Annotated in this window: 19 protein-coding genes and 3 tRNA genes; 11 read left to right on the top strand and 11 right to left on the bottom strand. The window is 62.2% G+C overall.

Features of this window, described 5'->3' with window-relative positions:
- Positions 1 to 2: 2 nt before the first annotated feature.
- The 4 genes from P3T18_RS28890 to P3T18_RS28875 form a co-directional block, all read right to left on the bottom strand.
- Positions 3 to 299 carry a phosphopantetheine-binding protein gene (locus P3T18_RS28890; RefSeq protein ID WP_429303356.1) on the bottom strand — a complete coding sequence of 99 codons (297 nt, stop codon included), beginning with the start codon at positions 297 to 299 and terminating at the stop codon, positions 3 to 5.
- On the bottom strand, positions 274 to 1,068 hold the full coding sequence (locus tag P3T18_RS28885) for a lysophospholipid acyltransferase family protein (RefSeq protein WP_429303355.1): 795 nt from the start codon (positions 1,066 to 1,068) through the stop codon (positions 274 to 276). Before P3T18_RS28885 ends, P3T18_RS28890 begins: the two co-directional genes overlap by 26 nt.
- Positions 1,052 to 1,753: a beta-ketoacyl synthase chain length factor gene (locus tag P3T18_RS28880; protein ID WP_429303354.1), complete on the bottom strand. Its 702-nt coding sequence runs from the start codon at positions 1,751 to 1,753 to the stop codon at positions 1,052 to 1,054. The genes P3T18_RS28885 and P3T18_RS28880 overlap by 17 nt, the downstream gene beginning before the upstream one ends.
- Positions 1,754 to 2,245: 492 nt before the next feature.
- Entirely contained in the window at positions 2,246 to 2,950 is a 705-nt protein-coding gene (locus P3T18_RS28875) for a DUF4136 domain-containing protein (protein WP_429303353.1), read from the bottom strand.
- 217 nt (positions 2,951 to 3,167) lie between these two features.
- Here P3T18_RS28875 and pepN point away from each other — a divergent pair, with 217 nt between their 5' ends.
- The 3 genes from pepN (at position 3,168) to P3T18_RS28860 (ending at position 7,267) form a co-directional block, all read left to right on the top strand.
- Positions 3,168 to 5,864 carry an aminopeptidase N gene (pepN, locus tag P3T18_RS28870; RefSeq protein ID WP_429303352.1) on the top strand — a complete coding sequence of 899 codons (2,697 nt, stop codon included), beginning with the start codon at positions 3,168 to 3,170 and terminating at the stop codon, positions 5,862 to 5,864.
- Between the two features lie 255 nt (positions 5,865 to 6,119).
- Positions 6,120 to 7,136, top strand: coding sequence for a class 1 fructose-bisphosphatase (locus P3T18_RS28865; RefSeq protein ID WP_091799881.1), 1,017 nt, complete (start codon positions 6,120 to 6,122; stop codon positions 7,134 to 7,136).
- Between the two features lie 55 nt (positions 7,137 to 7,191).
- Positions 7,192 to 7,267: transfer RNA gene (locus tag P3T18_RS28860), tRNA-Thr, on the top strand.
- 121 nt (positions 7,268 to 7,388) lie between these two features.
- On the opposite strand, the gene P3T18_RS28855 is transcribed toward P3T18_RS28860, so the two are convergent.
- Positions 7,389 to 7,589, bottom strand: coding sequence for a hypothetical protein (locus P3T18_RS28855; RefSeq protein WP_429303351.1), 201 nt, complete (start codon positions 7,587 to 7,589; stop codon positions 7,389 to 7,391).
- A 406-nt stretch (positions 7,590 to 7,995) separates the two neighbouring features.
- On the opposite strand from P3T18_RS28855, the gene P3T18_RS28850 reads away from it, so the two are divergent.
- The 3 genes from P3T18_RS28850 (at position 7,996) to P3T18_RS28840 (ending at position 12,231) form a co-directional block, all read left to right on the top strand.
- Positions 7,996 to 10,680: an ATP-binding cassette domain-containing protein gene (locus P3T18_RS28850; protein WP_429303350.1), complete on the top strand. Its 2,685-nt coding sequence runs from the start codon at positions 7,996 to 7,998 to the stop codon at positions 10,678 to 10,680.
- Positions 10,681 to 11,183: 503 nt separating this feature from the next.
- Positions 11,184 to 11,333 carry a hypothetical protein gene (locus P3T18_RS28845; RefSeq protein WP_042321669.1) on the top strand — a complete coding sequence of 50 codons (150 nt, stop codon included), beginning with the start codon at positions 11,184 to 11,186 and terminating at the stop codon, positions 11,331 to 11,333.
- Positions 11,334 to 11,628: 295 nt separating this feature from the next.
- Positions 11,629 to 12,231 carry a chorismate mutase gene (locus P3T18_RS28840; protein ID WP_429303349.1) on the top strand — a complete coding sequence of 201 codons (603 nt, stop codon included), beginning with the start codon at positions 11,629 to 11,631 and terminating at the stop codon, positions 12,229 to 12,231.
- 24 nt (positions 12,232 to 12,255) lie between these two features.
- On the opposite strand, the gene P3T18_RS28835 is transcribed toward P3T18_RS28840, so the two are convergent.
- On the bottom strand, positions 12,256 to 13,410 hold the full coding sequence (locus tag P3T18_RS28835) for an exonuclease domain-containing protein (RefSeq protein WP_429303348.1): 1,155 nt from the start codon (positions 13,408 to 13,410) through the stop codon (positions 12,256 to 12,258).
- A 335-nt stretch (positions 13,411 to 13,745) separates the two neighbouring features.
- Positions 13,746 to 13,949 carry a cold-shock protein gene (locus tag P3T18_RS28830; protein WP_175151016.1) on the bottom strand — a complete coding sequence of 68 codons (204 nt, stop codon included), beginning with the start codon at positions 13,947 to 13,949 and terminating at the stop codon, positions 13,746 to 13,748.
- A gap of 406 nt (positions 13,950 to 14,355) precedes the next feature.
- On the opposite strand from P3T18_RS28830, the gene P3T18_RS28825 reads away from it, so the two are divergent.
- The 3 genes from P3T18_RS28825 (at position 14,356) to P3T18_RS28815 (ending at position 16,699) form a co-directional block, all read left to right on the top strand.
- Entirely contained in the window at positions 14,356 to 14,598 is a 243-nt protein-coding gene (locus P3T18_RS28825) for a hypothetical protein (protein ID WP_429303347.1), read from the top strand.
- A gap of 545 nt (positions 14,599 to 15,143) precedes the next feature.
- Positions 15,144 to 16,292 carry a porin gene (locus tag P3T18_RS28820; RefSeq protein ID WP_429303346.1) on the top strand — a complete coding sequence of 383 codons (1,149 nt, stop codon included), beginning with the start codon at positions 15,144 to 15,146 and terminating at the stop codon, positions 16,290 to 16,292.
- Between the two features lie 92 nt (positions 16,293 to 16,384).
- Positions 16,385 to 16,699 (top strand): transposase, encoded by a 315-nt coding sequence (locus tag P3T18_RS28815; RefSeq protein ID WP_429303345.1) that lies wholly within the window; start codon positions 16,385 to 16,387, stop codon positions 16,697 to 16,699.
- Between the two features lie 60 nt (positions 16,700 to 16,759).
- On the opposite strand, the gene greB is transcribed toward P3T18_RS28815, so the two are convergent.
- Positions 16,760 to 17,329 carry a transcription elongation factor GreB gene (gene greB / locus P3T18_RS28810; protein ID WP_429303344.1) on the bottom strand — a complete coding sequence of 190 codons (570 nt, stop codon included), beginning with the start codon at positions 17,327 to 17,329 and terminating at the stop codon, positions 16,760 to 16,762.
- 120 nt (positions 17,330 to 17,449) lie between these two features.
- Between greB and P3T18_RS28805 the strand changes: the two genes are divergently transcribed.
- Positions 17,450 to 17,526, top strand: a tRNA-Arg gene (locus tag P3T18_RS28805).
- A gap of 87 nt (positions 17,527 to 17,613) precedes the next feature.
- Positions 17,614 to 17,690, top strand: a tRNA-Arg gene (locus P3T18_RS28800).
- Positions 17,691 to 17,770: 80 nt separating this feature from the next.
- Here the strand turns inward: P3T18_RS28800 and P3T18_RS28795 are convergent.
- The 3 genes from P3T18_RS28795 to rpoZ form a co-directional block, all read right to left on the bottom strand.
- Positions 17,771 to 18,259 (bottom strand): phage protein NinX family protein, encoded by a 489-nt coding sequence (locus P3T18_RS28795; RefSeq protein ID WP_429303343.1) that lies wholly within the window; start codon positions 18,257 to 18,259, stop codon positions 17,771 to 17,773.
- A 131-nt stretch (positions 18,260 to 18,390) separates the two neighbouring features.
- Positions 18,391 to 20,748 (bottom strand): RelA/SpoT family protein, encoded by a 2,358-nt coding sequence (locus P3T18_RS28790; RefSeq protein ID WP_429303342.1) that lies wholly within the window; start codon positions 20,746 to 20,748, stop codon positions 18,391 to 18,393.
- A gap of 109 nt (positions 20,749 to 20,857) precedes the next feature.
- Positions 20,858 to 21,061, bottom strand: a complete 204-nt coding sequence (gene rpoZ / locus P3T18_RS28785) for a DNA-directed RNA polymerase subunit omega (protein WP_006025620.1) — start codon at positions 21,059 to 21,061, stop codon at positions 20,858 to 20,860.
- Between the last annotated feature and the right edge of the window lie 11 nt (positions 21,062 to 21,072).

The following is a 21,072-nucleotide window of genomic DNA, read 5'->3' as shown; positions in this document are numbered from 1 at the left end:
GTTTATTCCCCCTTCTTGGTTTCGTTCGCAGCATGCGCCGCTTCGCGTTGACTCGCGACCAGCGCGGCCAGCGTGCTGATCGAGCGGAAGTGTTCGCGCGTGCGTTCGTCGTTGGCCGCGATGGTCAGTTGGTATTGTTTGCGCAGCACGATGCCGATCTCGAGCGCGTCGATCGAATCGAGACCGATGCCGTCGGTGTCGAACAGCGGCGCGTCGTCGTCGATATCGGCGGGACTCAGGTCTTCCAGATCGAGTGCTTCGATCAGAAGCTGTTTAATTTCCAGTTTTAAAGAATCCATAAGCGAACAGGTGCTCGGTAATGTGTGCTTCGATGGCGCTGGTTACGCTGCGCGCCGCGAGAGAAGGTGTCGAGTCATGGGCCGCGAGTTGCTCGATGCCAAGCGGCTCGAGCACGTTCACGCGCATCCGGAAAGCGCGCGCGGGCACGTCGTACCAGCGCATCTGTTTGGTGAAGGCCGGCGGATCGCAATCCATCAGCACCGGCACGATCGGCGCGCCGACCTTCAGCGCCATATGCGCGAAGCCGCGTGAAAACGCGTGCAGCCGGTTCGGCGCGGGACTGCGCGTGCCTTCGGGAAAAATGATCATCGTGTAGCCGGCCGCCAGCTGACGCGCGCCCGCTTCGACGAGTTGCGCGGGGTCGGCATTGCTCACGTATTCCGCCGAGCGCACGATGCCCCAGAAACACGGATTACCCCAGTGCGCGTTTTTCACGACGCAGCAGGCGCGCGGCGTGAGCGAGAGCAGCACCATCACGTCCAGATAGGTGGGATGGTTCGCCACCACGATCGACGGGCTGCCCGAGCGCAATGCCGCGGCGCCGGCCACTTCGAGTTCCATCACGCCGATGACGCGCAACACCGCCACCAGCGCGCGGAAAAACCAGTGAATCACGGTGGTCACCGCGAACTGACGCGAGGCCCGGTGCGGCCACAACCATGCGAACGGAAACACCAGCACCGAAAACAGCACGCCGCAAATGCCGAACACGACGAAGGCCATGCCGGTCGCGCAGAAACGCCAGGCGTAATCAAGCCGCGAGATCATGCCAGCTCCAATGCCACGTGGCGTTCGCGCCTTGCCAGACGGCGGGCTGGGCGGTGGCGAGACAATGCTGGAGCGCTTCGCTCTGGGTCGGAAAGCACTCGGCGCCGGCGGCTGCGTCGGCTGCTGCATGAGCCGTGCTGGACTGCGTGCAGGTCAGTCGGCCAGTTGCCGTGTCGTTCAGCAGAATCGCGAGCGCGCCGCCCTGCACTTCGTCTTCGATGGTGCCGTAGGCGGGATCGGCGGGTTCGTCGGCGTAGACGAACAACACCGGCGCGTCCGGCTGCTCGCTGTATTGCGCGTACGCTTCGAGCAACGCGTAGCCGAGCGTCTCGGCGCCGGCCGAGATTGCGCTGGCGGCGGAACGGTCGCCACGGGCAATGCCGAAGATGCCGGTCATGGCGTTCAGCACCGACAGGCTGAAGGCCGTAGGCGACACCGGTTCGCCCGCGCTGATGCTGCGCAGGATGTCGGTAGTGCGACGCAATTCGCCGTGACGCGACGCGAACACGACGCGCGCCGCGTCTTGCGCGACGCAATCGTGCGCGACCTTCAGTGCAACCTTGGACAAAGTGCTCAGACGACGCCGCACGATCGGCTCGATAAAGCCAATGTCGGGTGCGGCAGATGCGGCAGCAGGCCAGCTAGACCAGCGAGCGACCGGGATGGTCCAGTGCAGATCGGGCATTTCGGTGTTCGCGCGTAGAAGCGAGAAGAGGCTGAGGGCGCCTGACGGAAAACACAATCGCCATAACGTACGGGCGCCGTGCCGACGGCAATCTCAAGCCGCAGTCAATCCTATCTTCTTATAAGGGTCAGGATTTTAACGGCACTTGTCCCCGATTATTTAGGGTACCGGCACAAATTAATCGGAGGATTACCTGTGCGTCCTCAGGTCGCCGGAATCATACTGAATATTCTGGATTAAATCAGCCACAAAAGACGTATCCATCTGTATCCGTATCTGATAGGCGACGAATGCCGGAGCGGCCGGCCCGCACGGCTAAGCCTGGACCGGCAAGCCTCGACGTAACACCCCGAAATGAAACAAATTCCTTTCGAATTACTTTCACAAATGGCGGCGGGCAAGAGCCGTCCCAGAATGTAAAAAAGCCCGCCAGGGTGACCTGACGGGCTTTTTTTGCCCCACCGCTCGCGCCGGACGCGCGGCGCCGACGCGTTATTGCACGACCTTGGCGCCCGGCGCGGGAGCCGGCGCGGCCGCCGGCGCCCCGCCGGTTGCGGCCATTTCGTTCGGCGCACCGCCGTTCGGCTCGACCGGCAGCTTGACCGTATGCACCACGCCGTTGCCGAGCGGGAAATCGGATAGCGCGCTGCGCGCCAGATACGGCATGGCCCGCACCAGCGACGACTCGCCGCCCGAATTGCGCGCCGTCACGTTATAAACCTCCTTGCCCGACGCCCGTTCGGTAATACGCACTCCGAGCAAATGGGTGTAGACCGGATAGCTCTGGCTGACGTAACCGCCGCCGTACGGACCCCACGGTCCCCACGGATCGAAGGGGCGGCCCCATCCCCAGTAGGGAGCGGGCCACGGGTTGTAGTACACCGGCTCGGAGACCGTCACCATATCCGAACGAATGCCGTAGGAAAGACCCACGAGATAGCGGGCCTCGTTCGCGTCGACCTGACGGAACGCGTGCGTCGCGAGTTCGTTGGCGACCACGCGTTCATACGTGGAGAGTTCGAGATTGTTCTGCTGATCGGGCGCGCGCGTGAACGCGTAAGTACGGGTGGCGTCGCTGCCGCTCCAGTCGGAGAAAGCGGTGACCTGCGTGTTGACGTACGTCGTGCAGCCGGACAGCAGCACCGTCAGCGTCGCGAGCAGCAGCGCGGCGCGACGGGTCCATCGGTTCATGTTCATGGTCTACCTCGTAATGCCGGTCATCGCGGCCCGGCCGGCCGCTTCGCGGACCTGACGCGCTTCGTCCAGTCGCTTTGCTGAATAATACGCTGACCAGGCGAGCCGGTAAAAAGTTCGGGCCGCACGATCGGCCGAGGCTTTGTACAATGGCTCGACAAGCCCGCCTCGCGTGCCATGAGCGCGCGTGACGGCTCGAGTCCCATCACTACTGAACGCCATGGCCGATACCGCAACGCCCAATGTGATCCGCCGCGCCGACTACGCGCCGCCCGCCTTCCTGATCGACACCGTCGCACTGGAGTTCGATCTGGTTCCCGAACGCACGGTCGTCAGGAATACGATGCGCGTGCGCCGCAATCCGGACGCGTCGCGCGCCTCGAATCTCGAACTGATGGGCGAACAACTCGAGTTCGTCGGCGCCACGATCGACGGCGCGCCCTTCGCGGACGCCCACGCTCACGAGCACGGGCTGACGCTCGCGAACGTTCCCGATAATTTCGAGCTCACGCTCACCAGCATCTGCAATCCGGCGCAGAACACCACCTTGTCGGGCCTGTATGTGTCGGGCGGCAACTTCTTCACGCAGTGCGAGGCCGAGGGCTTCCGCCGCATCACCTACTTCCTCGATCGCCCGGACGTCATGGCGACCTTCACGGTCACCCTGCGCGCCAGCAAGGCCGATTATCCGGTGCTGCTGTCCAACGGCAATCTGCTCGAAGAAGGCGACTTGCCGGACGGCCGCCATTTCGCGCGCTGGGAAGATCCGTTCAGAAAACCGAGCTATCTGTTCGCACTGGTCGCGGGCAAGCTGGTCGCGCTCGAAGAACGCGTGAAAAGCGGCTCGGGCAAGGAAAAGCTGCTGCAGGTGTGGGTCGAGCCGCACGATCTGGACAAGACGCGTCACGCAATGGACTCGCTCGTCAACTCGATCCGCTGGGACGAGCAACGCTTCGGCCTCGAACTGGATCTGGACCGCTTCATGATCGTCGCGGTGAGCGATTTCAACATGGGCGCAATGGAGAACAAGGGGCTCAACATCTTCAACACGAAGTACGTGCTGGCGAACCCCGAGACCGCCACGGATACCGACTTCGCCAACATCGAGGCAGTGGTCGGCCACGAGTATTTCCATAACTGGACCGGCAACCGCGTGACCTGCCGCGACTGGTTCCAGCTGAGCCTGAAAGAAGGTCTGACGGTGTTCCGCGACCAGGAATTCTCCGCGGACATGGCCGGCGGCGCCACCGACGAAGCGGCGCGCGCCACCAAGCGGATCGAAGACGTGCGCGTGCTGCGTCAGATGCAGTTTGCCGAAGACGCGGGTCCGATGGCGCATCCGGTGCGCCCGGAGAGCTACGTCGAGATCAACAACTTCTACACGATGACGGTCTACGAGAAAGGCTCGGAAGTCGTGCGCATGTATCAGACGCTGTTCGGCCGCGACGGCTTCCGCAAGGGCATGGACCTGTACTTCAAGCGTCATGACGGACAGGCGGTGACGTGCGACGATTTCCGTCATGCGCTGGCCGACGCCAACGGCCGCGACCTGGCGCAGTTCGAACGCTGGTACAGCCAGGCCGGCACGCCGCGCGTCTCGGTGCGCACCGCGTACGACGCCGCGCAGAAGCGCTACAGCGTGACGCTCAAGCAAGGTTACGGCGACGCCGCCCCCGCCGCGCGCGAAACCCAGAAGGGACCGCTGCTGATTCCGTTCGCGATCGGTCTGATCGGCAAGGACGGCGCCGATCTGCCGCTGCAACTGGAAGGCGAATCCGCGCCGGGCGCGTCGACCACCCGCGTGCTCGAATTCACGCAGACCGAGCAGACGTTCACCTTCGTGAATGTCGCGCAGGAACCGCTGCCTTCGCTGCTGCGCAATTTCTCCGCGCCGGTGATCGTCGAGTACGACTACCCGGCGGAACAACTGGCCTTCCTGCTCGCTCACGACAGCGATCCGTTCAACCGCTGGGAAGCCGGTCAGCGCCTTGCCACGCGCGAATTGCTGACGCTCGCCGGGCGCGCCGCCACGGGCGTGCCGTTGCAACTGGACGATTCGGTGGTCGAGGCGTTCTCGCGCGTGCTGACCGACGAGTCGCTCTCGCCGTCGTTCCGCGAACTGGCGCTGATGCTGCCGTCGGAAGCTTATCTGGCCGAGCAGATGGCCGAGTCGAATCCGGCGGCCGTGCATGCCGCGCGTCAGTTCGTGCGCAAACGTCTTGCCAACGCGCTGAAAAACGAATGGCTCGCCGTGTACGAGAAGCACCGCACGCCGGGCGCGTACGAAGCCACGCCCGAGGCCGCCGGGCACCGCGCGTTGAAGAACCTGGCGTTGTCGTATCTGGCCGAGCTGGACGATCCCGCCGACACCGTGCGCCTCGCCTCGGCGCAATACGACGCGGCGAACAACATGACGGATCGCTCGGCGGCGCTCTCCGCGCTGCTCAACGCGTCGGCGGCGAACGGCGGCAGCGCCGAAGCACAGCGCGCACTCGACGACTTCTATCGCCGCTTCGAGAAGGAGCCGCTCGTCATCGACAAGTGGTTCGCGCTCCAGGCCACGCAGCGCGGCAGCGCGAAGCGTCCGGTGATCGACATCGTGCGCAAGTTGATGGCGCATCCGGCGTTCAACCTGAAAAACCCGAATCGGGCGCGCTCGCTGATTTTCAGCTTCTGCGCCGCGAACCCGGCTCAGTTCCACGCCGAAGACGGCTCGGGTTATGCGTTCTGGGCCGAACAGGTGATCGCGCTCGACGCCATCAATCCGCAAGTGGCCGCCCGCCTCGCCCGCTCGCTCGAACTGTGGCGCCGCTTCACGCCGACGCTGCGCGACGGCATGCGCGCGGCGCTGGAAAAAGTGGCCGCGCAGGTGAAATCGCGCGACGTGCGGGAGATCGTCGAGAAGGCGCTGGCGTAATGTTTTGCGACACGCTCGCCTGAACGCGTTTCAGGCCACCACGAAAGCCGGCACGCGTTGCCGGCTTTTTTCCATCGACGCAAACCGCACGCCTCGGCCGATTCCGGCAGCGCGGCGCACGGCCGGACCGCCTTTCGCGTGTTCGCGACGGCCCCCGTGGCGTCGTCCAGATCACGCCGGCGTCGCAAAAGCACGGAACCGACACGGCGAGCGGTTAAAATCAAAACATTCCTCAAGCCTCCCCGGAGTACAGCAATGGCTTTGCAACGACGTACCACTCTCACGAAGTACCTGATCGAGCAGCAGCGCGAGACGAACAACCTGCCGGCCGACCTGCGCCTTTTGATCGAAGTCGTCGCGCGTGCCTGCAAGGCGATCAGCTACCACGTCAGCAAGGGCGCGCTCGGCGATGCGCTCGGCACGGCGGGCAGCGAAAACGTGCAGGGCGAAGTGCAGAAGAAGCTCGACATTCTCTCGAACGAAATCCTGCTCGAAGCGAACGAATGGGGCGGCAACCTGGCCGGCATGGCGTCGGAGGAAATGGAACAGTTCTTCCCGATCCCGGCGAACTATCCGAAGGGCGAGTACCTGCTGGTGTTCGATCCGCTCGACGGCTCGTCGAACATCGACGTGAACGTGTCGATCGGCACGATCTTCTCGGTTCTGCGCTGCCCGGACGGCCAGCAACCCACCGAACAGTCGTTCCTGCAACCGGGCACGCAGCAGGTTGCCGCGGGCTATGCCGTGTACGGTCCGCAAACCGTGCTGGTGCTCACCACGGGCAATGGCGTGAACTGCTTCACGCTCGACCGCGAACTCGGTTCGTGGGTGCTCACGCAAAGCGACATGCGCATTCCCGTGGAAACGCGTGAGTATGCAATCAACGCGTCGAACGAACGTCACTGGTATCCGCCGGTCGAGCAGTACATCGGCGAACTGAAGGCAGGCAAGGACGGCTCGCGTCAAAGCGACTTCAACATGCGCTGGATCGCCTCGATGGTCGCCGACGTGCACCGTATCCTGAACCGCGGCGGCATCTTCATGTATCCGGCCGACAAGCGCACCCCCGACAAGCCGGGCAAGCTGCGTCTCATGTACGAGGCGAATCCGATGGCGTTCATCGTCGAACAGGCTGGCGGCGCCGCGACCAACGGCGAGAAACGCATCCTCGACATTCAGCCGAAGAGCCTGCACGAGCGCGTCGCAGTGTTCCTCGGCTCGAAAAACGAAGTCGACCGCGTCACCCGCTATCACCTCGAAGCAAAAAAATGAGATTAGGGGCTTGCCAAGTCGCTGATTAAGTCCATATAATCTCGTTTCTCCTGATGCCGGAATAGCTCAGACGGTAGAGCAGCGCATTCGTAATGCGAAGGTCGGGGGTTCGATTCCTCTTTCCGGCACCATCAAGATTCAAGCAAAAAGCCCAGTCCTTGCGACTGGGCTTTTTGCTTTTCGTCGTCTGCTTCTCGTCCGCCCATCGTCCATTTTTGTTCTGCGGGCAGCGCGGCCTTTGCGCAACCCGACTCAGGCGCCGAAACGCTGCCGGTCAAACGACGCGGTCACGCCGAGATTGTGTGCTACCACGGTATCTTCACGCGCCTCGCTTTTGGCCTGCGGTGCGCCATACGCGGCGATAGCTTCCTGCGGCGCCGACGAAAACCACGAGATCCGGCCAGCACATTCGATCCCGACCTGACGGCCGTTCCAGTAGACAGCGTTTTCCATTGCAAACTCTCCCAAGGGCAAAGACGCCATCTTCCGCGCTGGGATTCGTGCGTCCGTTGTCCAGCGCACGCTGCGCCGAGGTTGACGGTGTTTGCATCATAGGCGCTGGATTTCGTGCCGACCGAATCGGTTCGTCGCGCGTCTTGCACTTGTCGTCTACGGACGAAAGTCTGGCGCAATGTCGGGCAGCCACGTTTAGCCACAATGCCCGCGCTCGTCCGGACCGCACGATATTCGCCGATACTGACGAAACGCCCGAACGCGTCGACATCGACTCCGCTGACCGCTACGCCGAAGCGATGTGCCGCTGGCATGCTCCGTGCAACTTCATTCGCGTTCGCACGGCTCGTCCGGCTGCACATTTCCGCATTTTTCCGCCCTTCTTTCCGCCCCGCTATCGACACACATGGACGCCATCCGCAAGAAGCCCCGCTCGTCGTCGAGCAATCCTGCAACGCCTGCCTCGTCGGGCTTCGTGCGCGTTCGCGGCGCCCGTGAACACAACCTGAAAAACGTCGACGTGGATATTCCTCGCGACTCGCTCGTGGTGTTCACCGGCGTGTCCGGCTCAGGGAAATCGTCGCTGGCATTCGGCACGCTGTACGCCGAGGCGCAGCGCCGCTATTTCGAATCGGTCGCGCCCTACGCACGACGCCTCATCGACCAGGTCGGCGTGCCCGAGGTCGATTCGATCGAAGGTCTGCCACCGGCCGTGGCATTGCAGCAGCAACGCGGCACACCGAGCGCGCGCTCGTCGGTCGGCAGCGTCACGACCTTGTCGAGCCTCGTGCGCATGCTCTATTCGCGCACTGGCGACTACCCGCCGAAGCAGCCCATGCTGTTCGCCGAAGACTTCTCGCCCAACACCGTGCAAGGTGCGTGTCCGACTTGCCACGGACTCGGTCGCGTGTACGAGGTGACGGAAAAGTCGATGGTGCCCGACGATTCGCTGAGCATTCGCGAACGCGCCATCGCGGCGTGGCCGCCCGCGTGGCACGGACAGAATTTGCGCGACATTCTGGTGACGATGGGTTACGACGTCGATGTACCCTGGCGCGATCTGCCCAAAAAAGATCGCGACTGGATTCTCTTTACCGACGAGCAGCCGACCGTCCCTGTGTACGCCGGCCTCACGCCGAAGGAAACCCGGCTCGCGCTCAAGCGCAAGGACGAGCCGAGCTACATGGGCACGTTCACCGGTGCGCGTCGCTATGTCCTGCACACCTTCGCGAACACGCAGAGCGCGCTGATGAAAAAGCGCGTGTCGCAATATATGGTCGGCAGTCTGTGTGCAACGTGCCACGGCAAACGGCTCAAGAAGGAGGCGCTGTCGGTCAGGTTCGCCGGACTCGACATCGGCGAATTCGCGCAGCTGCCGCTTGCGCAACTCGCCGCGATGCTCGAACCGATCGCGCGCGGTGAGTGGCCCGATGCGAAGACAGGCGCCGGCGGCAAAGGCGGTGTGCTGAGCCGCAGTGCGATGCGCGACGCCGTCGACCAACGCGTCGCGGCGGGCGGCTCCGCGCACAAAGCGTCGCCCGATGTGCGCCGCACGCCGAACCTGTCCGAAGAAAAACGGGTCGCCGCCCAGCGCATCGCAGCCGAACTGCTCGAACGCCTGCGCACGCTGATCGACCTCGGCCTCGGCTACCTCGCACTGGAACGAAGCACGCCGACCTTGTCGTCCGGCGAATTGCAGCGCTTGCGGCTTGCGACGCAGCTGTCGTCGCAGTTGTTCGGCGTGATCTATGTACTCGACGAGCCGTCCGCGGGTCTGCATCCGGCCGACGGCGAAGCGCTGTTCACCGCCTTGCAGGCGCTCAAGGCCGCGGGCAACTCGCTGTTCGTCGTCGAACACGATCTGCAGATGATGCGCCGCGCCGACTGGCTGGTCGACGTGGGACCCGCGGCGGGCGAGGCCGGCGGTCATGTGGTGTACAGCGGACCGCCCGCGGGTCTCGCCAGGGTCGAAGCCTCGCAAACGCGGTTGCATCTGTTCGCCTCGCCCACGCCAACCGGCCAGCGCGCCCGCACGGCGCGCACGCCCGTCGGCTGGCTGCGTCTCGCGGATGTCACGCGCAACAATCTGCGCAACCTCGACGTGGCGTTTCCGCTCGGCTGCCTCACCACCGTCACCGGCGTGTCGGGCTCCGGCAAATCGAGCCTCGTGAGCCAGGCACTGCCCGAACTGGTTGCCGCCCATCTGGGGCGCGTCGTCGAGAGTCCGGACGAAGACGAGCAGGACCCATTGCTCGCGGGCGAAACCGTGCCGACCAGCGGCCACATCGCGGATGGCATGCAGTCGCTGCGGCGGCTCGTACGCGTCGATCAGAAACCGATCGGGCGCACGCCGCGCTCCAATCTCGCGACTTACACCGGCCTGTTCGATCACGTCCGCAAACTGTTCGCCGACACGCCGCTCGCCCGCAAACGCCGTTACAACGCCGGCCGCTTCTCGTTCAACGTCGCGCAAGGCCGCTGTCCCGTCTGCGAGGGCGAAGGCTTCGTCAGCGTGGAGTTGCTGTTCCTGCCGAGCGTCTACGCGCCCTGCTCGACCTGTCACGGCACGCGCTACAACCCGCAGACACTGGAAGTCACCTGGTGCGATAAAAACATCGCGCAAGTACTCGATCAGACCGTCGACGCTGCCTGCGCGCTGTTCGCCGACGAGCCGCAGGTCATGCGCGCGCTCGGCGTGCTGCGCGACATCGGGCTCGGCTACCTGCGGCTGGGCCAACCCGCTACCGAGCTTTCCGGCGGCGAGGCGCAACGCATCAAGCTCGCCACGGAACTGCAGCGCATACAGCGCGGCGACACGCTCTACATCCTGGATGAGCCGACCACCGGCCTGCATCCCGCTGACGTGGACCGGTTGATGGTGCAGTTGCAAGGTCTCGTCGACGCCGGCAACACGGTCGTGGTGGTCGAGCACGACATGCGCGTGGCCGCGCAAAGCGACTGGGTCATCGACGTCGGTCCGGGCGCCGGCGATGCGGGCGGCACGATCGTGGCGAATGGGCTTCCCGCTGAAGTCGCGCGCGCCAAAAACAGCCGCACGGCAGCCTATCTGCGAGAGCGTCTCGCCGGTTGAAAAGCGCGACGCTTGGCGCGTTTGTCCGGGTCGATTAAAAAACTATTGGAAATCGTCAACGAACTGGCGAAATGGTTCGTTTACAAAAGATCACGAGCGATTTTAATTGCCTGAACAAAGCGGTATTAAACGAACGTTCGGACGCGCATCGATAAAATCCGGGCGATGACGCAATGCACAATAAACGCGTTGCCGCATGTGTATCACCAGATGCAAACCACTGGTATTGAACTGGATTGCGGATTAATACCTGGAAGGCATGCGAGCCAAGGCTCGGCGGGGAACGAAGGGAGTTAAGACAGGCGAGAACAGGCAGGAAACAGCGGCTGGAAAATATCGGCACCAATTGCAGACAGGCCAAGGTCAACCGGTAAATTCTATTTAAACATTCCGCGTTCGGGTTGACCTGTTCCGTTAAAGCAACACACGACATGCTATCTGCGTTGGATGCTGGTGCAAAACAGGGACCGAGGCAGATAATCGGTTTGTAAAGGAGAGAGATCATGGATGCCAAACCAACGAAAATTCCGACCCCGGATAAAGTCTTTTGCCCGGATCCGGAACCCGCTGGCGTCGAATTTTTGGGTGCGGAACTGCCTGAGCACGTACGCGCTTTTTTCGACGAACAACGTAAGTCGTGCGACTCGAAGTAACGGTGTTGCGGCGCACCCTGTTTGAGGCGTCCGCGCGTCCCGCGCGCGGCGGTTGCAGGCACGCGCCCGAGCATTTCTACTGCGGTCGCGCCGACGAACCGATTCGTTCCGCCTGACGGCGGCGCCCGGCCAGACGGCCCGGCGTCAGAGTGCGCGTGCCCGTCGCGCAAGTTCAAACACGGTTTCCGCTCGACAGAAGTCATCGCCTGCTCATACTGTATTGCGTTGGATCGCGTCTGAATAACGGCGCTTCGTCTATTCTTCTGCCTTTCCCCTTCCGCTGCGCTCCTCTTTCATGACCCGTTCGTTTCGCTTCACCGCGTCGTGTGCGCTCACGCTCGCCCTATTCGCTTCGTTCGCGCTTGCGCCCAAGGCGGCTCGCGCCGACGGCGACGATACCGCGCTTACCAATCTGATCGCGCTGGCTTCGCAGCGGCTCGCACTGGCCGAGCCCGTCGCGCGCTGGAAGTGGGCAAATCATCAGGCCATCACGGACACGCCGCGTGAGAACGCCTTGCTGGCCGACGTCGGCAAGCGGGCAGCGGCCGCGAACGTGGACCCGGCGTTTGCGCGCGCCTTCTTTCAGGATCAGATCGACGCCAGCAAAGACGTGCAGAACGCGCTGTTTGCCAATTGGCGCGCCACGCGACCACCCGAAGGGCCCGCGCCCGATCTGGCGACCAGCACGCGACCGCAACTGGACCGCCTGACGCAATCGATGGTGGCAGGACTTGCACGCGTGCAGCCGCTGCGCGACGCGGCGGATTGTCCGTCGCGCGTGGCGCAGTCGTTGGCCAACTGGAAATCGCTGACCCGCTATGACGCGACCGGTAGCGCGGCGCTGACGCGCGCGCTGGGTCATGTCTGCGAAACGGGTGGAGTGGGCGCGACCGGCTGAGCAGCGGCGCGCGCAATTCAAGGATCAGGCGGGCGTTGCCGCCACGGACGACGCCGCCGAAACGCTCAGCGGCAGTACGCGCAGGCCCCGCGCGAGGTGACTCTGCAGAATCCGGTAGGTCGACAATTCGAACAGGCCGACGACGCTCGTCGCGTGCAGCGCGCTGGCCTGCGCGAGCGTAGGCGCGTGACCGAGATAACACCAGCGGTCGATGACATGAAACGCGCGCGCCTGTGAGGCCTCTTCACGCTCTTCGAAGACGATCGGACCGTCGAACGGCCACGGCGCATCTTTCGGGTCGCTTTTCGACACACGGGGCACGCGATTGTGACCGGGCCGCAAGCTCGCGATCCATTGCGATTCGGTGAGCATGGCGCCGAGTTCGCCGCCCGTCTCGCGCCATTCGACCCGCCGCACCTGCTGCGCCAGCCGCATGTCTTTGGACGACCGCCGCTCGCCTGTCAGATGCGCGCGCAAACGCTGACGCACTCGCACGCTACGCCCTACGAAGAGCGGCACGTCGTCGTCGCCATAAAACGCGTAGACGCCACAGCCCGCAGGCGCGGTGTCGAGCAGATCTTCCGTGATATCGCCGGCCAGCCGGTAACGCCGCGTCGTGCGCTCGATCTGCGCGCGCAACACATCGATCGGCACGAGCCCATGCAGACGCTGCCAGAACTGCCAGATCAGATCGGCGTCGGCGAGCGCGCGGTGGCGATCCGACGGGACGAGCGCGTGACGTTCGACCAGCGCGTCGAGCCCGTGGCGCTTTTCCGCCGGAAAGAGCGCGCGCGACAGGCGGACGGTGCACAGGACATCCGGATCGAATGCGAAGCCCGCGCGGCGGAATTCGCCACGCAGGAAGCCGCGGTCGAAGCTGGCGTTGTGCGCCACGAACAACTTGCCCTGCAGACGCTCGAACAGCTCCGGCGCGACCGCGTCGAAGGTCGGCGCGCCGCGCACCATGGCGTTGGTGATGCCGGTCAGTTGCTGGATGAACGAGGGAATCGGCTGCTGCGGGTCGACGAGCGTGCTCCAGCGCGATACGCCGGAAGGACCGACTTCGACTACACCTATTTCGGTAATGCGATGCTCGCTGGTTGAACCGCCGGTCGTCTCGAGATCGACAAAAGCGATCGGGACGTCGAGGGCCGATTCCGGCAGAAACTGTTCAGACATGGAAAAAGAGACTTTGGACGCGTGATTTGGCTGCAAGTATGCACCAGTTGACGCTTGCGCACGCGGATTGCCTTGTCATCCGGCGCGGTTATCGGCATGGCGTAGCTGGCTATGCGGAGTTTCCCTTTGCAGCGAACGCTTTTGATCGGAGAAGCGGATAGTCAGGCAAACAGCCGCGATCGATAACTCCGCAATTGGATTAACGCGGAAAAACGTAACTGTCTGGTTAATTCAGATGAAATGCATTTCAAATAAAAAACCCCCGCACGAAGCGAGGGTTGTTTGAGCGCGGCGCAACCTGCAGGCAATGCAAGTCGACGCGGCTTCGTATGGCTTTACAGCGGCTGAATGTTGGCCGCCTGTTTGCCCTTCGGGCCGGCCTTCACGTCGAAAGAGACGCGCTGGTTCTCTTTCAGCGACTTGAAGCCTTCGGCGCGAATTTCCGAAAAGTGGGCGAAGAGATCGTCGCCACCCGAGTCCGACGTAATGAAGCCAAAGCCCTTAGCATCGTTGAACCATTTGACGATACCAGTTTCCATGTTCCAGTTTCCCTCGAAATTTTTATCAAAATCGGGCGACGCCCACGCGCTTTTTTCTCTGCGAAGAGATGGTCTTCATGCGAGAGAAAATCAGCTTTGCCGTTATACGGGGAACGAAGAATTATCGTCAAGAAAAATCTTGTTATGTATTTATCACCGACGCCGATTAAGCGAGGTGAATAAATCGGCAGAATTCACCTACATCTAGATAAGCACTTTGTTAATTACGAGGTCATATTTACTTGTGCACACAGCGCTATGTCTTGCGACGGGAAATATTGCCTATTGGTCAATAAAACTGTAACAAATAATGATTTTAGTAAGTGTTTGTCCGAGTTGTTGCAGTGCATTCATGGCGGGATCATGGGTATTGCGAGCACGTCGTAGTACGCATCAGGAGATTGCCATGCTGTTCAATGAATTCCGCCGTTTCGTCACCTGGCTCACGCAGTCGCACGCAAAAGACGCTTCCGAACCCGCCACCACACCCGCGCCGTCGGCCTTTGATTTCGATCCGATGTGGCACGGTGACCACTGGCAGAATCTGCTGTCGTCGCCCATGGACGCACGCCGCTACGTGATGGAAGACTGGAGCATTCCGACCGAGACCGACTGGGGCGCCGCGGACGGCATCGCGCCGGCGCACTAAAGCCGGTTCGGCGACACGACGCCCGCGGTCGTTCCGGCCGCCAGGCGAAAAAAAAGCGCGACTGGGAAGTCGCGCCGACAAAGGTTTGGAGATCTTTTTCGTCAACGAAAAAGTCTGCTTCGAAAAGCAGAAATTTCAGTATAGCGTCTCAACGAATTTCCATTATTCGCACAATTAACAATCATCTATTGCCGCAATAACAACAATCGAGATTTAGGATTATTTGCGTTGTTTTTTTGCGTCGATTACTGTCGCAATTGAGCAACGCCAATGTGTCAAGATTGCTTGGCAATTCACCCCAACCTGCCTGAAAGCCTTTATCAGCAAGGCTTAAGCGGCATTCAATCATCGTTTCGAATCGCGTAATACTTTATTGCGAGAATCGGAATGCCCATTGGCGCAAGCGCCTCTCTACACTCTGCCTAACCGGAAACCAGCGTGTCCGACCACGACGCGCACATCACGCGGTATCGCCTCTCGCAGCGACCGCGTGAAGGTCTCCTAAGCCTGGGTTCAACGCCCACTCTCGCTCTCGGAGTTAGAAAATGAAAAAGACTCTCATGGTCGCTGCCCTCACGGGCGTTTTTGCAACGGCTGCTCACGCACAAAGCAGCGTTACGCTGTATGGCTTGATCGACGCCGGCATCACCTATACGAACAACCAGCACGGTCACAGCAACTGGCAAGAAACCAGCGGTTCGGTGAACGGCAGCCGTTGGGGCCTGCGCGGCGCTGAAGATCTGGGCGGCGGTCTGAAGGCCATCTTCACGTTGGAAAACGGCTTCGGCATCAACGACGGCACGCTCAAGCAAGGTGGCCGTGAATTCGGCCGTCAAGCGTTCGTCGGTCTGACGAGCGACCAGTTCGGCGCCGTCACCCTCGGCCGTCAATACGACAGCATGGTCGACTACGTCGGCCCGCTGGCTCTGACCGGCACGCAATACGGCGGCACGCAGTTCGCCCACCCGTTCGACAACGACAACCTGAACAACTCGTTCCGCGTGAACAACTCGGTCAAGTATCAGAGCGTCAACTACGGCGGCTTCAAGTTCGGCGGCATGTACGGCTTCTCGAACCAGGCAGACGGCTTTGCGAACAACCGCGCATACAGCGCAGGCGCATCGTATAACTGGGGCGGCCTGAACCTCGCAGCGGCTTACCTGCAACTGAACAGCAACGGCGCGACCGGCGCAGCTGCAGCGTTCAACTCGGGCGGCGCAGTGTCGAGCGACAACACGTTCTTCGCACAACGTCAGCAAACGTGGGGCGCAGGCGCGAACTACGCGTTCGGTCCGGCAACCGTCGGCCTCGTGTACTCGCAAACCAACCTGACGGGTCTGGCAGGCATCGGTGCAGGCGCATCGGGTCAATCGGCAGGCATCGGCGGCTTCGGCGGCAGCAGCGCACACTTCCAGAACTTCGAAGCAAACGCTCGCTACGCACTGACGCCGGCAGTCAGCATCGCCGGTTCGTACACGTACACGCGTGCAAGCCTGGCCGGTACGCGTCCGCACTGGAACCAGTTCAACCTGCAAACGGCATACGCGCTGTCCAAGCGTACCGACGTGTATCTGCAAGGCGAATACCAGCAAGTCAACGAGAACGCGATTGTCGATGCAGACATCAACGGTCTCGGCGCTTCGGGCAACAACAAGCAAGTCGCTGTCACGGCAGGCCTGCGCCACCGCTTCTAAGCGTCTGGCAGCATCTGCAGTATCGAAAGGCGCCGTTCGCGGCGCCTTTTTTCATGCTGCAGCAAAACAAAACCAACAGAGAGGAGAATTCGATGGACCGTCTGTCGGACGCCGAATGGGAGCGCGTCGGGCACCTGTTCCCCGCCGCGCGCGCGAAAAAGTCGACTGGCCGGCCGACCGCCGACTCGCGAGCCGTGCTCGACGCCATTCTCTGGATTGAACGGACGGGCGAGCGTTGGCTTTACCTTCCCGCTGAATTCCCGCCGCAGCAGACCTGCTACGCCCGTTATCTGCAGTGGAAACGCGACGGCACGCTGGAGCAGGTCCATGCGTTGCTGGCCGACCGGCAAGGCGCAGGCGCCCGCGAAATGGCTACTGAAGCGAACGAAACTGTCGAGACAGACTGAAGCGGTCGAACCTTTCCCGACCGGAACGACCGAGTCCGCCAGCCTGGTGCCAATGACCGCCTAGCCGCCGGTATCGGGCTGCGGATATTTGACGTCGAGAATTTCGATCGGCTGCGGGCCGGCCGGCGTGAACAAGGTAACCGTATCGCCGATCTTCGCCTTGAGCAAAGCGCGGGCGATCGGCGAAATCCAGCTCACGTGACCCACGTCGAGATCGACCTCGTCGACACCGACGATCGTTACCGCATGCGCCTCGCCGTCTTCCGTCTCGTACTCGACGGTCGCGCCGAAGAAAACCTGGTCGACGTTTTCCTGTTTGCTGCTGTCCACCGGCTCGGCGAGGTCGAGACGTTTGGTCAGAAAGCGGATGCGCCGGTCGATCTCGCGCAGACGGCGTTTGCCGTAGATGTAATCGCCGTTCTCAGAGCGGTCGCCGTTCGACGCCGCCCACGACACGAGCTTGACGACTTCCGGCCGCTCGTTGTCGATCAGATTCAGCAGTTCATCGCGCATGCGCCGAAATCCGGCGGGCGTAATGTAGTTTTTCGTGCCCGGAGGAATCTCCGGCTGTACGACGTCGAGGTCGTCGTCATTCTCTTCACTCGACTCTTTGACAAAGGCCTTGTTCATGATGGTCCGTTAACCGCAGCAAGCGACTGCCTAACAAGGGTACACGATCAGGGGAATGAGACAAATCGCAGTTACATGCTTCCCTTTTGCAAAACCTTTGCTATAATCTCGTTTCTGCGTGCGGCTGTAGCTCAGTTGGATAGAGTACTTGGCTACGAACCAAGGGGTCGTGGGTTCGAATCCTGCCAGCCGCACCACTTATTCGAGGGCCTCCCTCCCGGGAGGCCCTTACGTTTTACCCGGTTTTACTGCAGTATCATTGCAAGCGTCACCTGTTTTAGCGTGCGGCTGTAGCTCAGTTGGATAGAGTACTTGGCTACGAACCAAGGGGTCGTGGGTTCGAATCCTGCCAGCCGCACCACCTATGAAGGGCCTTCCGATCGGAAGGCCCTTTGTTTTTCCAGCGCCGCTTTTCAGAAAATGAATCGCCGCTCGGGCGACTCACCGCGGCGGCGACTGAATATCGCCAATCTGTCCGTCGGGCGTCGGCATATCGCCGATCGAAAAACCCGCCGACTGTTCACCTATCGCCTGCACCCGCTCGCCGATCACGGCCTGTGCCTCGCGTATCACCTCGTCCACCTGCTCGCCAAACCGGCTTTCGACAAACGCCCGCAGCAGCGCAATCCGCAACGACTCGCCCCGCCCTTCCACGGTCCGATGTGCTCCATGGAATTCCGCGACGCAGTGCGCCGCGTTTCGCTCGACCTGCTCGCGCAGTTCGAATCGCTGGGCGCGCTCCAGCACCGTTGCGGCCGCTTCCCATGACGTCGACGGCGTGAAGCGGCCATCCCACGGACGGCCGCGGTCGTTGCCGCGAATCGAGACCGTTTCGCCGCTGTCGGTAAAGTGAATTTCACGCACGAAGTCGTGCAGGCTGCGGGCGACCCAGTAGTCGAGCGCCACGCCGTTGAGGTCAGCTACTTTCATGTGCGTTCTCCCTGTCGATCAGGTGAGACTAGCGGGCGAGCGCCGCGTTCAGATTGAAGCGTGAAGCACTGCGCGACTGCGCGGCCCCGCGACGCTTGAGCGACGCGAGGTGATTCGCGCCGCAGACAGGATCAGTAATCGGCCCGTTCGCGATCGATCCGCATCCCGCCGTCGTGACGATGATGTCCTTCGTCGCTCGGCCGTTCGCGCGCGATCCGCATGACGTCCTGGTTGGTCCGCACGCGACGCATGACGTTGGCGAGATGAACGCGGTCGCTGACCTGAATCACGAAGCGCAGTATGGTCGATTCCTGCGACAGGTCTTCGTCCATTGCGATGTGAACGATGTTGGCGTCCGCCGACGTGATGTCCGCCGCCACGCGCGCGAACACGCCCTTGGTGTTCTTCACGAGCACCTTCACGGCGACGTCGAAAAGACGGCCAGGCTGCGGCGCCCAGGCGACGTCGATCCAGCGGCCCGGATCGCGCCGGTGAATACGTTGCGCGACGCGGCAATCCGTCGTGTGGATTGCCATGCCGAGGCCGATGCCGATGTAACCCATGATGTCGTCGCCCGGAATCGGGCGGCAGCATGCCGACAACTGCACCGACATACCCTCGGTACCGGTGATGACGACCGGCGGCGCATGCGGATGGCTGCCATCGGAGCGCGAGCCGTCGTCGTCGGCATCGCGGCCGCTCATCAGCACCTCGATGCGCTTCGCCATGACGGCCGCGACGCGCCGGCCGAGGCCGATGTCCGCGAAAATTTCCTGACGGTTCTTGTTGCCGGTCCACTGAACGAGCTTTTCCCACGCTTCCGGCGTGACGTCCGACAGCGCAAAGCCGTAACCCTTCAACGACTGATCGACCAGCCGCTCACCGAGCTGCACGGATTCGTTCAGACGCATTGTCTTCAGATAGTGGCGGATGGCCGAACGCGCCTTGCCGGTGCGCACGAAGCCGAGCCATGCCGGATTCGGTTTCGAGTACGGCGCGGTAATCACTTCGACGATGTCGCCGCTCTTCAGCTCGGTACGCAGCGGCAGCAATTCGTTGTTGATCTTCACCGCGACACACTGGTTGCCCAGGTCGCTGTGGATCGAATACGCAAAGTCGAGCGCCGTGGCGCCGCGCGGCAACGCCATGATCTTCGACTTCGGCGTGAACACATATACCGCGTCCGGGAACAGGTCGATTTTGACGTGTTCGAGGAATTCGCTCGAATCGCCTGCTTCGCTCTGAATGTCGAGCAGCGATTTGAGCCACTGGTGGGCGCGCTTCTGCACGTCGTTCAGATCGGCGCCGCCGTTCTTGTACAGCCAGTGCGCGGCAACCCCCGCCTCGGCGATCTCGTGCATCTTGCGCGTGCGCACCTGGAACTCGATCGGCGCGCCGAATGGGCCGACCAGCGTGGTGTGCAACGACTGATAGCCGTTCACCTTCGGGATCGCGATGTAGTCTTTGAACTTGCCCGGCACCGGCTTGTAGAGCGCATGCAGCGCGCCGATGCAGGTGTAGCACTCCAGCGCGCTGTCGACCACCACGCGGAAGCCGTACACGTCGAGCACCTGCGAGAACGACAGCTGCTTGTCGCGCATCTTCTTGTAAATACTGAAGATGGTTTTTTCGCGGCCCGTTACTTCGGCGTCGAGCTTGGCGTCCGCAATGGCGCGCTGCACCGATTCCAGAATCTTGCCCACCACTTCGCGCCGGTTGCCGCGCGCAGCCTTGACGGCTTTTTCGAGCGTGGCGTAGCGATGCGGATTGAAGTTCGCAAAGCTCAGATCCTGCAGCTCGCGGTAGGTATTGTTCAGGCCGAGACGGTGCGCGATGGGCGCGTAAATATCCAGCGTTTCGCGCGCCACGCGGCGACGCTTTTCCGGCGGAACCGCGCCGAGCGTGCGCATGTTGTGCAAACGGTCGGCCAGCTTGACCAGAATCACGCGGACGTCGCGCGCCATCGCGAGCAGCATTTTGCGGAAGTTTTCCGCTTGCGCCTCTTCGCGATTGCGGAACTCCATCTTGTCCAGCTTGGACAGGCCGTCGACCAGTTCCGCGACTTTCGGCCCGAAGCGCTCCGCGAGTTCGGCCTTGGTGACGCCCTGGTCTTCCATCACGTCGTGCAACAACGCCGCCATCAAAGCCTGGGCGTCGAGGTTCCAGCCGGCGCAGATTTCCGCGACGGCGACAGGATGCGTGATGTAGGGCTCGCCACTCTGGCGGTACTGCCCGAGGTGGGCTTCGTCGCTGAAATGGAAGGCCGCCTTGACCTCCTTGATTTCCTCCGGCTGCAGATAGCCGGAAAGAACGGAGGTCAGCTTGGCAATGGAGACGACGTCATGCCGGCGCGGTTGCTCCGGCGTGGCGGTGGGCCCGAACAGATGGCGGAACGACTGTTCGAGGACCGCGTCGATGTACTTGCGTGCAGACGAGGGTGAATCGGCGTCGTGGTCCGCTTCCGTGGCGGTGGGCGGGGTAGCACTCATGGTCGCCTCCGTTAGCGGTTAGGGTTGGACGCCGGTCTGCACGATGATGCAACTACTGTGGCAACGAAGTGTTGCGAATACAGGTAAATCGAAAACGGAAATGCGCGCCTTAGACAGGCACCTTCTTCAGCATTTCGACGCCGACCTGGCCGGCTGCGATTTCGCGCAGTGCGACGACGGTGGGCTTGTCGCGGCTTTCGATCTTCGGCGTGTGGCCTTGAGCGAGCTGACGCGCGCGATAGGTTGCGGCAAGCGCGAGTTCGAAACGGTTCGGGATCTGTTTGAGGCAGTCTTCGACGGTAATGCGGGCCATGTTGGGTTCCT

The organism is Paraburkholderia sp. GAS199, assembly GCF_050436585.1.
Taxonomy (GTDB): Bacteria; Pseudomonadota; Gammaproteobacteria; order Burkholderiales; family Burkholderiaceae; genus Paraburkholderia.
Note: the sequence above shows the minus strand (reverse complement) of the source record. Positions and strands in the feature narration are given on the sequence as shown.

Bases quoted from the DNA above. Each gene is read 5' to 3' on its own strand.
- P3T18_RS28865 (WP_091799881.1), top strand. From the start codon at position 6,120: ATGGCTTTGCAACGACGTACCACTCTCACGAAGTACCTGATCGAGCAG.
- rpoZ (WP_006025620.1), bottom strand. From the start codon at position 21,061: ATGGCCCGCATTACCGTCGAAGACTGCCTCAAACAGATCCCGAACCGT.
- P3T18_RS28875 (WP_429303353.1), bottom strand. From the start codon at position 2,950: ATGAACATGAACCGATGGACCCGTCGCGCCGCGCTGCTGCTCGCGACG.
- P3T18_RS28835 (WP_429303348.1), bottom strand. From the start codon at position 13,410: ATGTCTGAACAGTTTCTGCCGGAATCGGCCCTCGACGTCCCGATCGCT.
- pepN (WP_429303352.1), top strand. From the start codon at position 3,168: ATGGCCGATACCGCAACGCCCAATGTGATCCGCCGCGCCGACTACGCG.
- P3T18_RS28880 (WP_429303354.1), bottom strand. From the start codon at position 1,753: ATGCCCGATCTGCACTGGACCATCCCGGTCGCTCGCTGGTCTAGCTGG.
- P3T18_RS28790 (WP_429303342.1), bottom strand. From the start codon at position 20,748: ATGAGTGCTACCCCGCCCACCGCCACGGAAGCGGACCACGACGCCGAT.
- P3T18_RS28815 (WP_429303345.1), top strand. From the start codon at position 16,385: ATGGACCGTCTGTCGGACGCCGAATGGGAGCGCGTCGGGCACCTGTTC.
- P3T18_RS28890 (WP_429303356.1), bottom strand. From the start codon at position 299: ATGGATTCTTTAAAACTGGAAATTAAACAGCTTCTGATCGAAGCACTC.
- P3T18_RS28830 (WP_175151016.1), bottom strand. From the start codon at position 13,949: ATGGAAACTGGTATCGTCAAATGGTTCAACGATGCTAAGGGCTTTGGC.
- P3T18_RS28820 (WP_429303346.1), top strand. From the start codon at position 15,144: ATGAAAAAGACTCTCATGGTCGCTGCCCTCACGGGCGTTTTTGCAACG.
- P3T18_RS28795 (WP_429303343.1), bottom strand. From the start codon at position 18,259: ATGAAAGTAGCTGACCTCAACGGCGTGGCGCTCGACTACTGGGTCGCC.
- greB (WP_429303344.1), bottom strand. From the start codon at position 17,329: ATGAACAAGGCCTTTGTCAAAGAGTCGAGTGAAGAGAATGACGACGAC.
- P3T18_RS28855 (WP_429303351.1), bottom strand. From the start codon at position 7,589: ATGGAAAACGCTGTCTACTGGAACGGCCGTCAGGTCGGGATCGAATGT.
- P3T18_RS28850 (WP_429303350.1), top strand. From the start codon at position 7,996: ATGGACGCCATCCGCAAGAAGCCCCGCTCGTCGTCGAGCAATCCTGCA.
- P3T18_RS28825 (WP_429303347.1), top strand. From the start codon at position 14,356: ATGCTGTTCAATGAATTCCGCCGTTTCGTCACCTGGCTCACGCAGTCG.
- P3T18_RS28840 (WP_429303349.1), top strand. From the start codon at position 11,629: ATGACCCGTTCGTTTCGCTTCACCGCGTCGTGTGCGCTCACGCTCGCC.
- P3T18_RS28845 (WP_042321669.1), top strand. From the start codon at position 11,184: ATGGATGCCAAACCAACGAAAATTCCGACCCCGGATAAAGTCTTTTGC.
- P3T18_RS28885 (WP_429303355.1), bottom strand. From the start codon at position 1,068: ATGATCTCGCGGCTTGATTACGCCTGGCGTTTCTGCGCGACCGGCATG.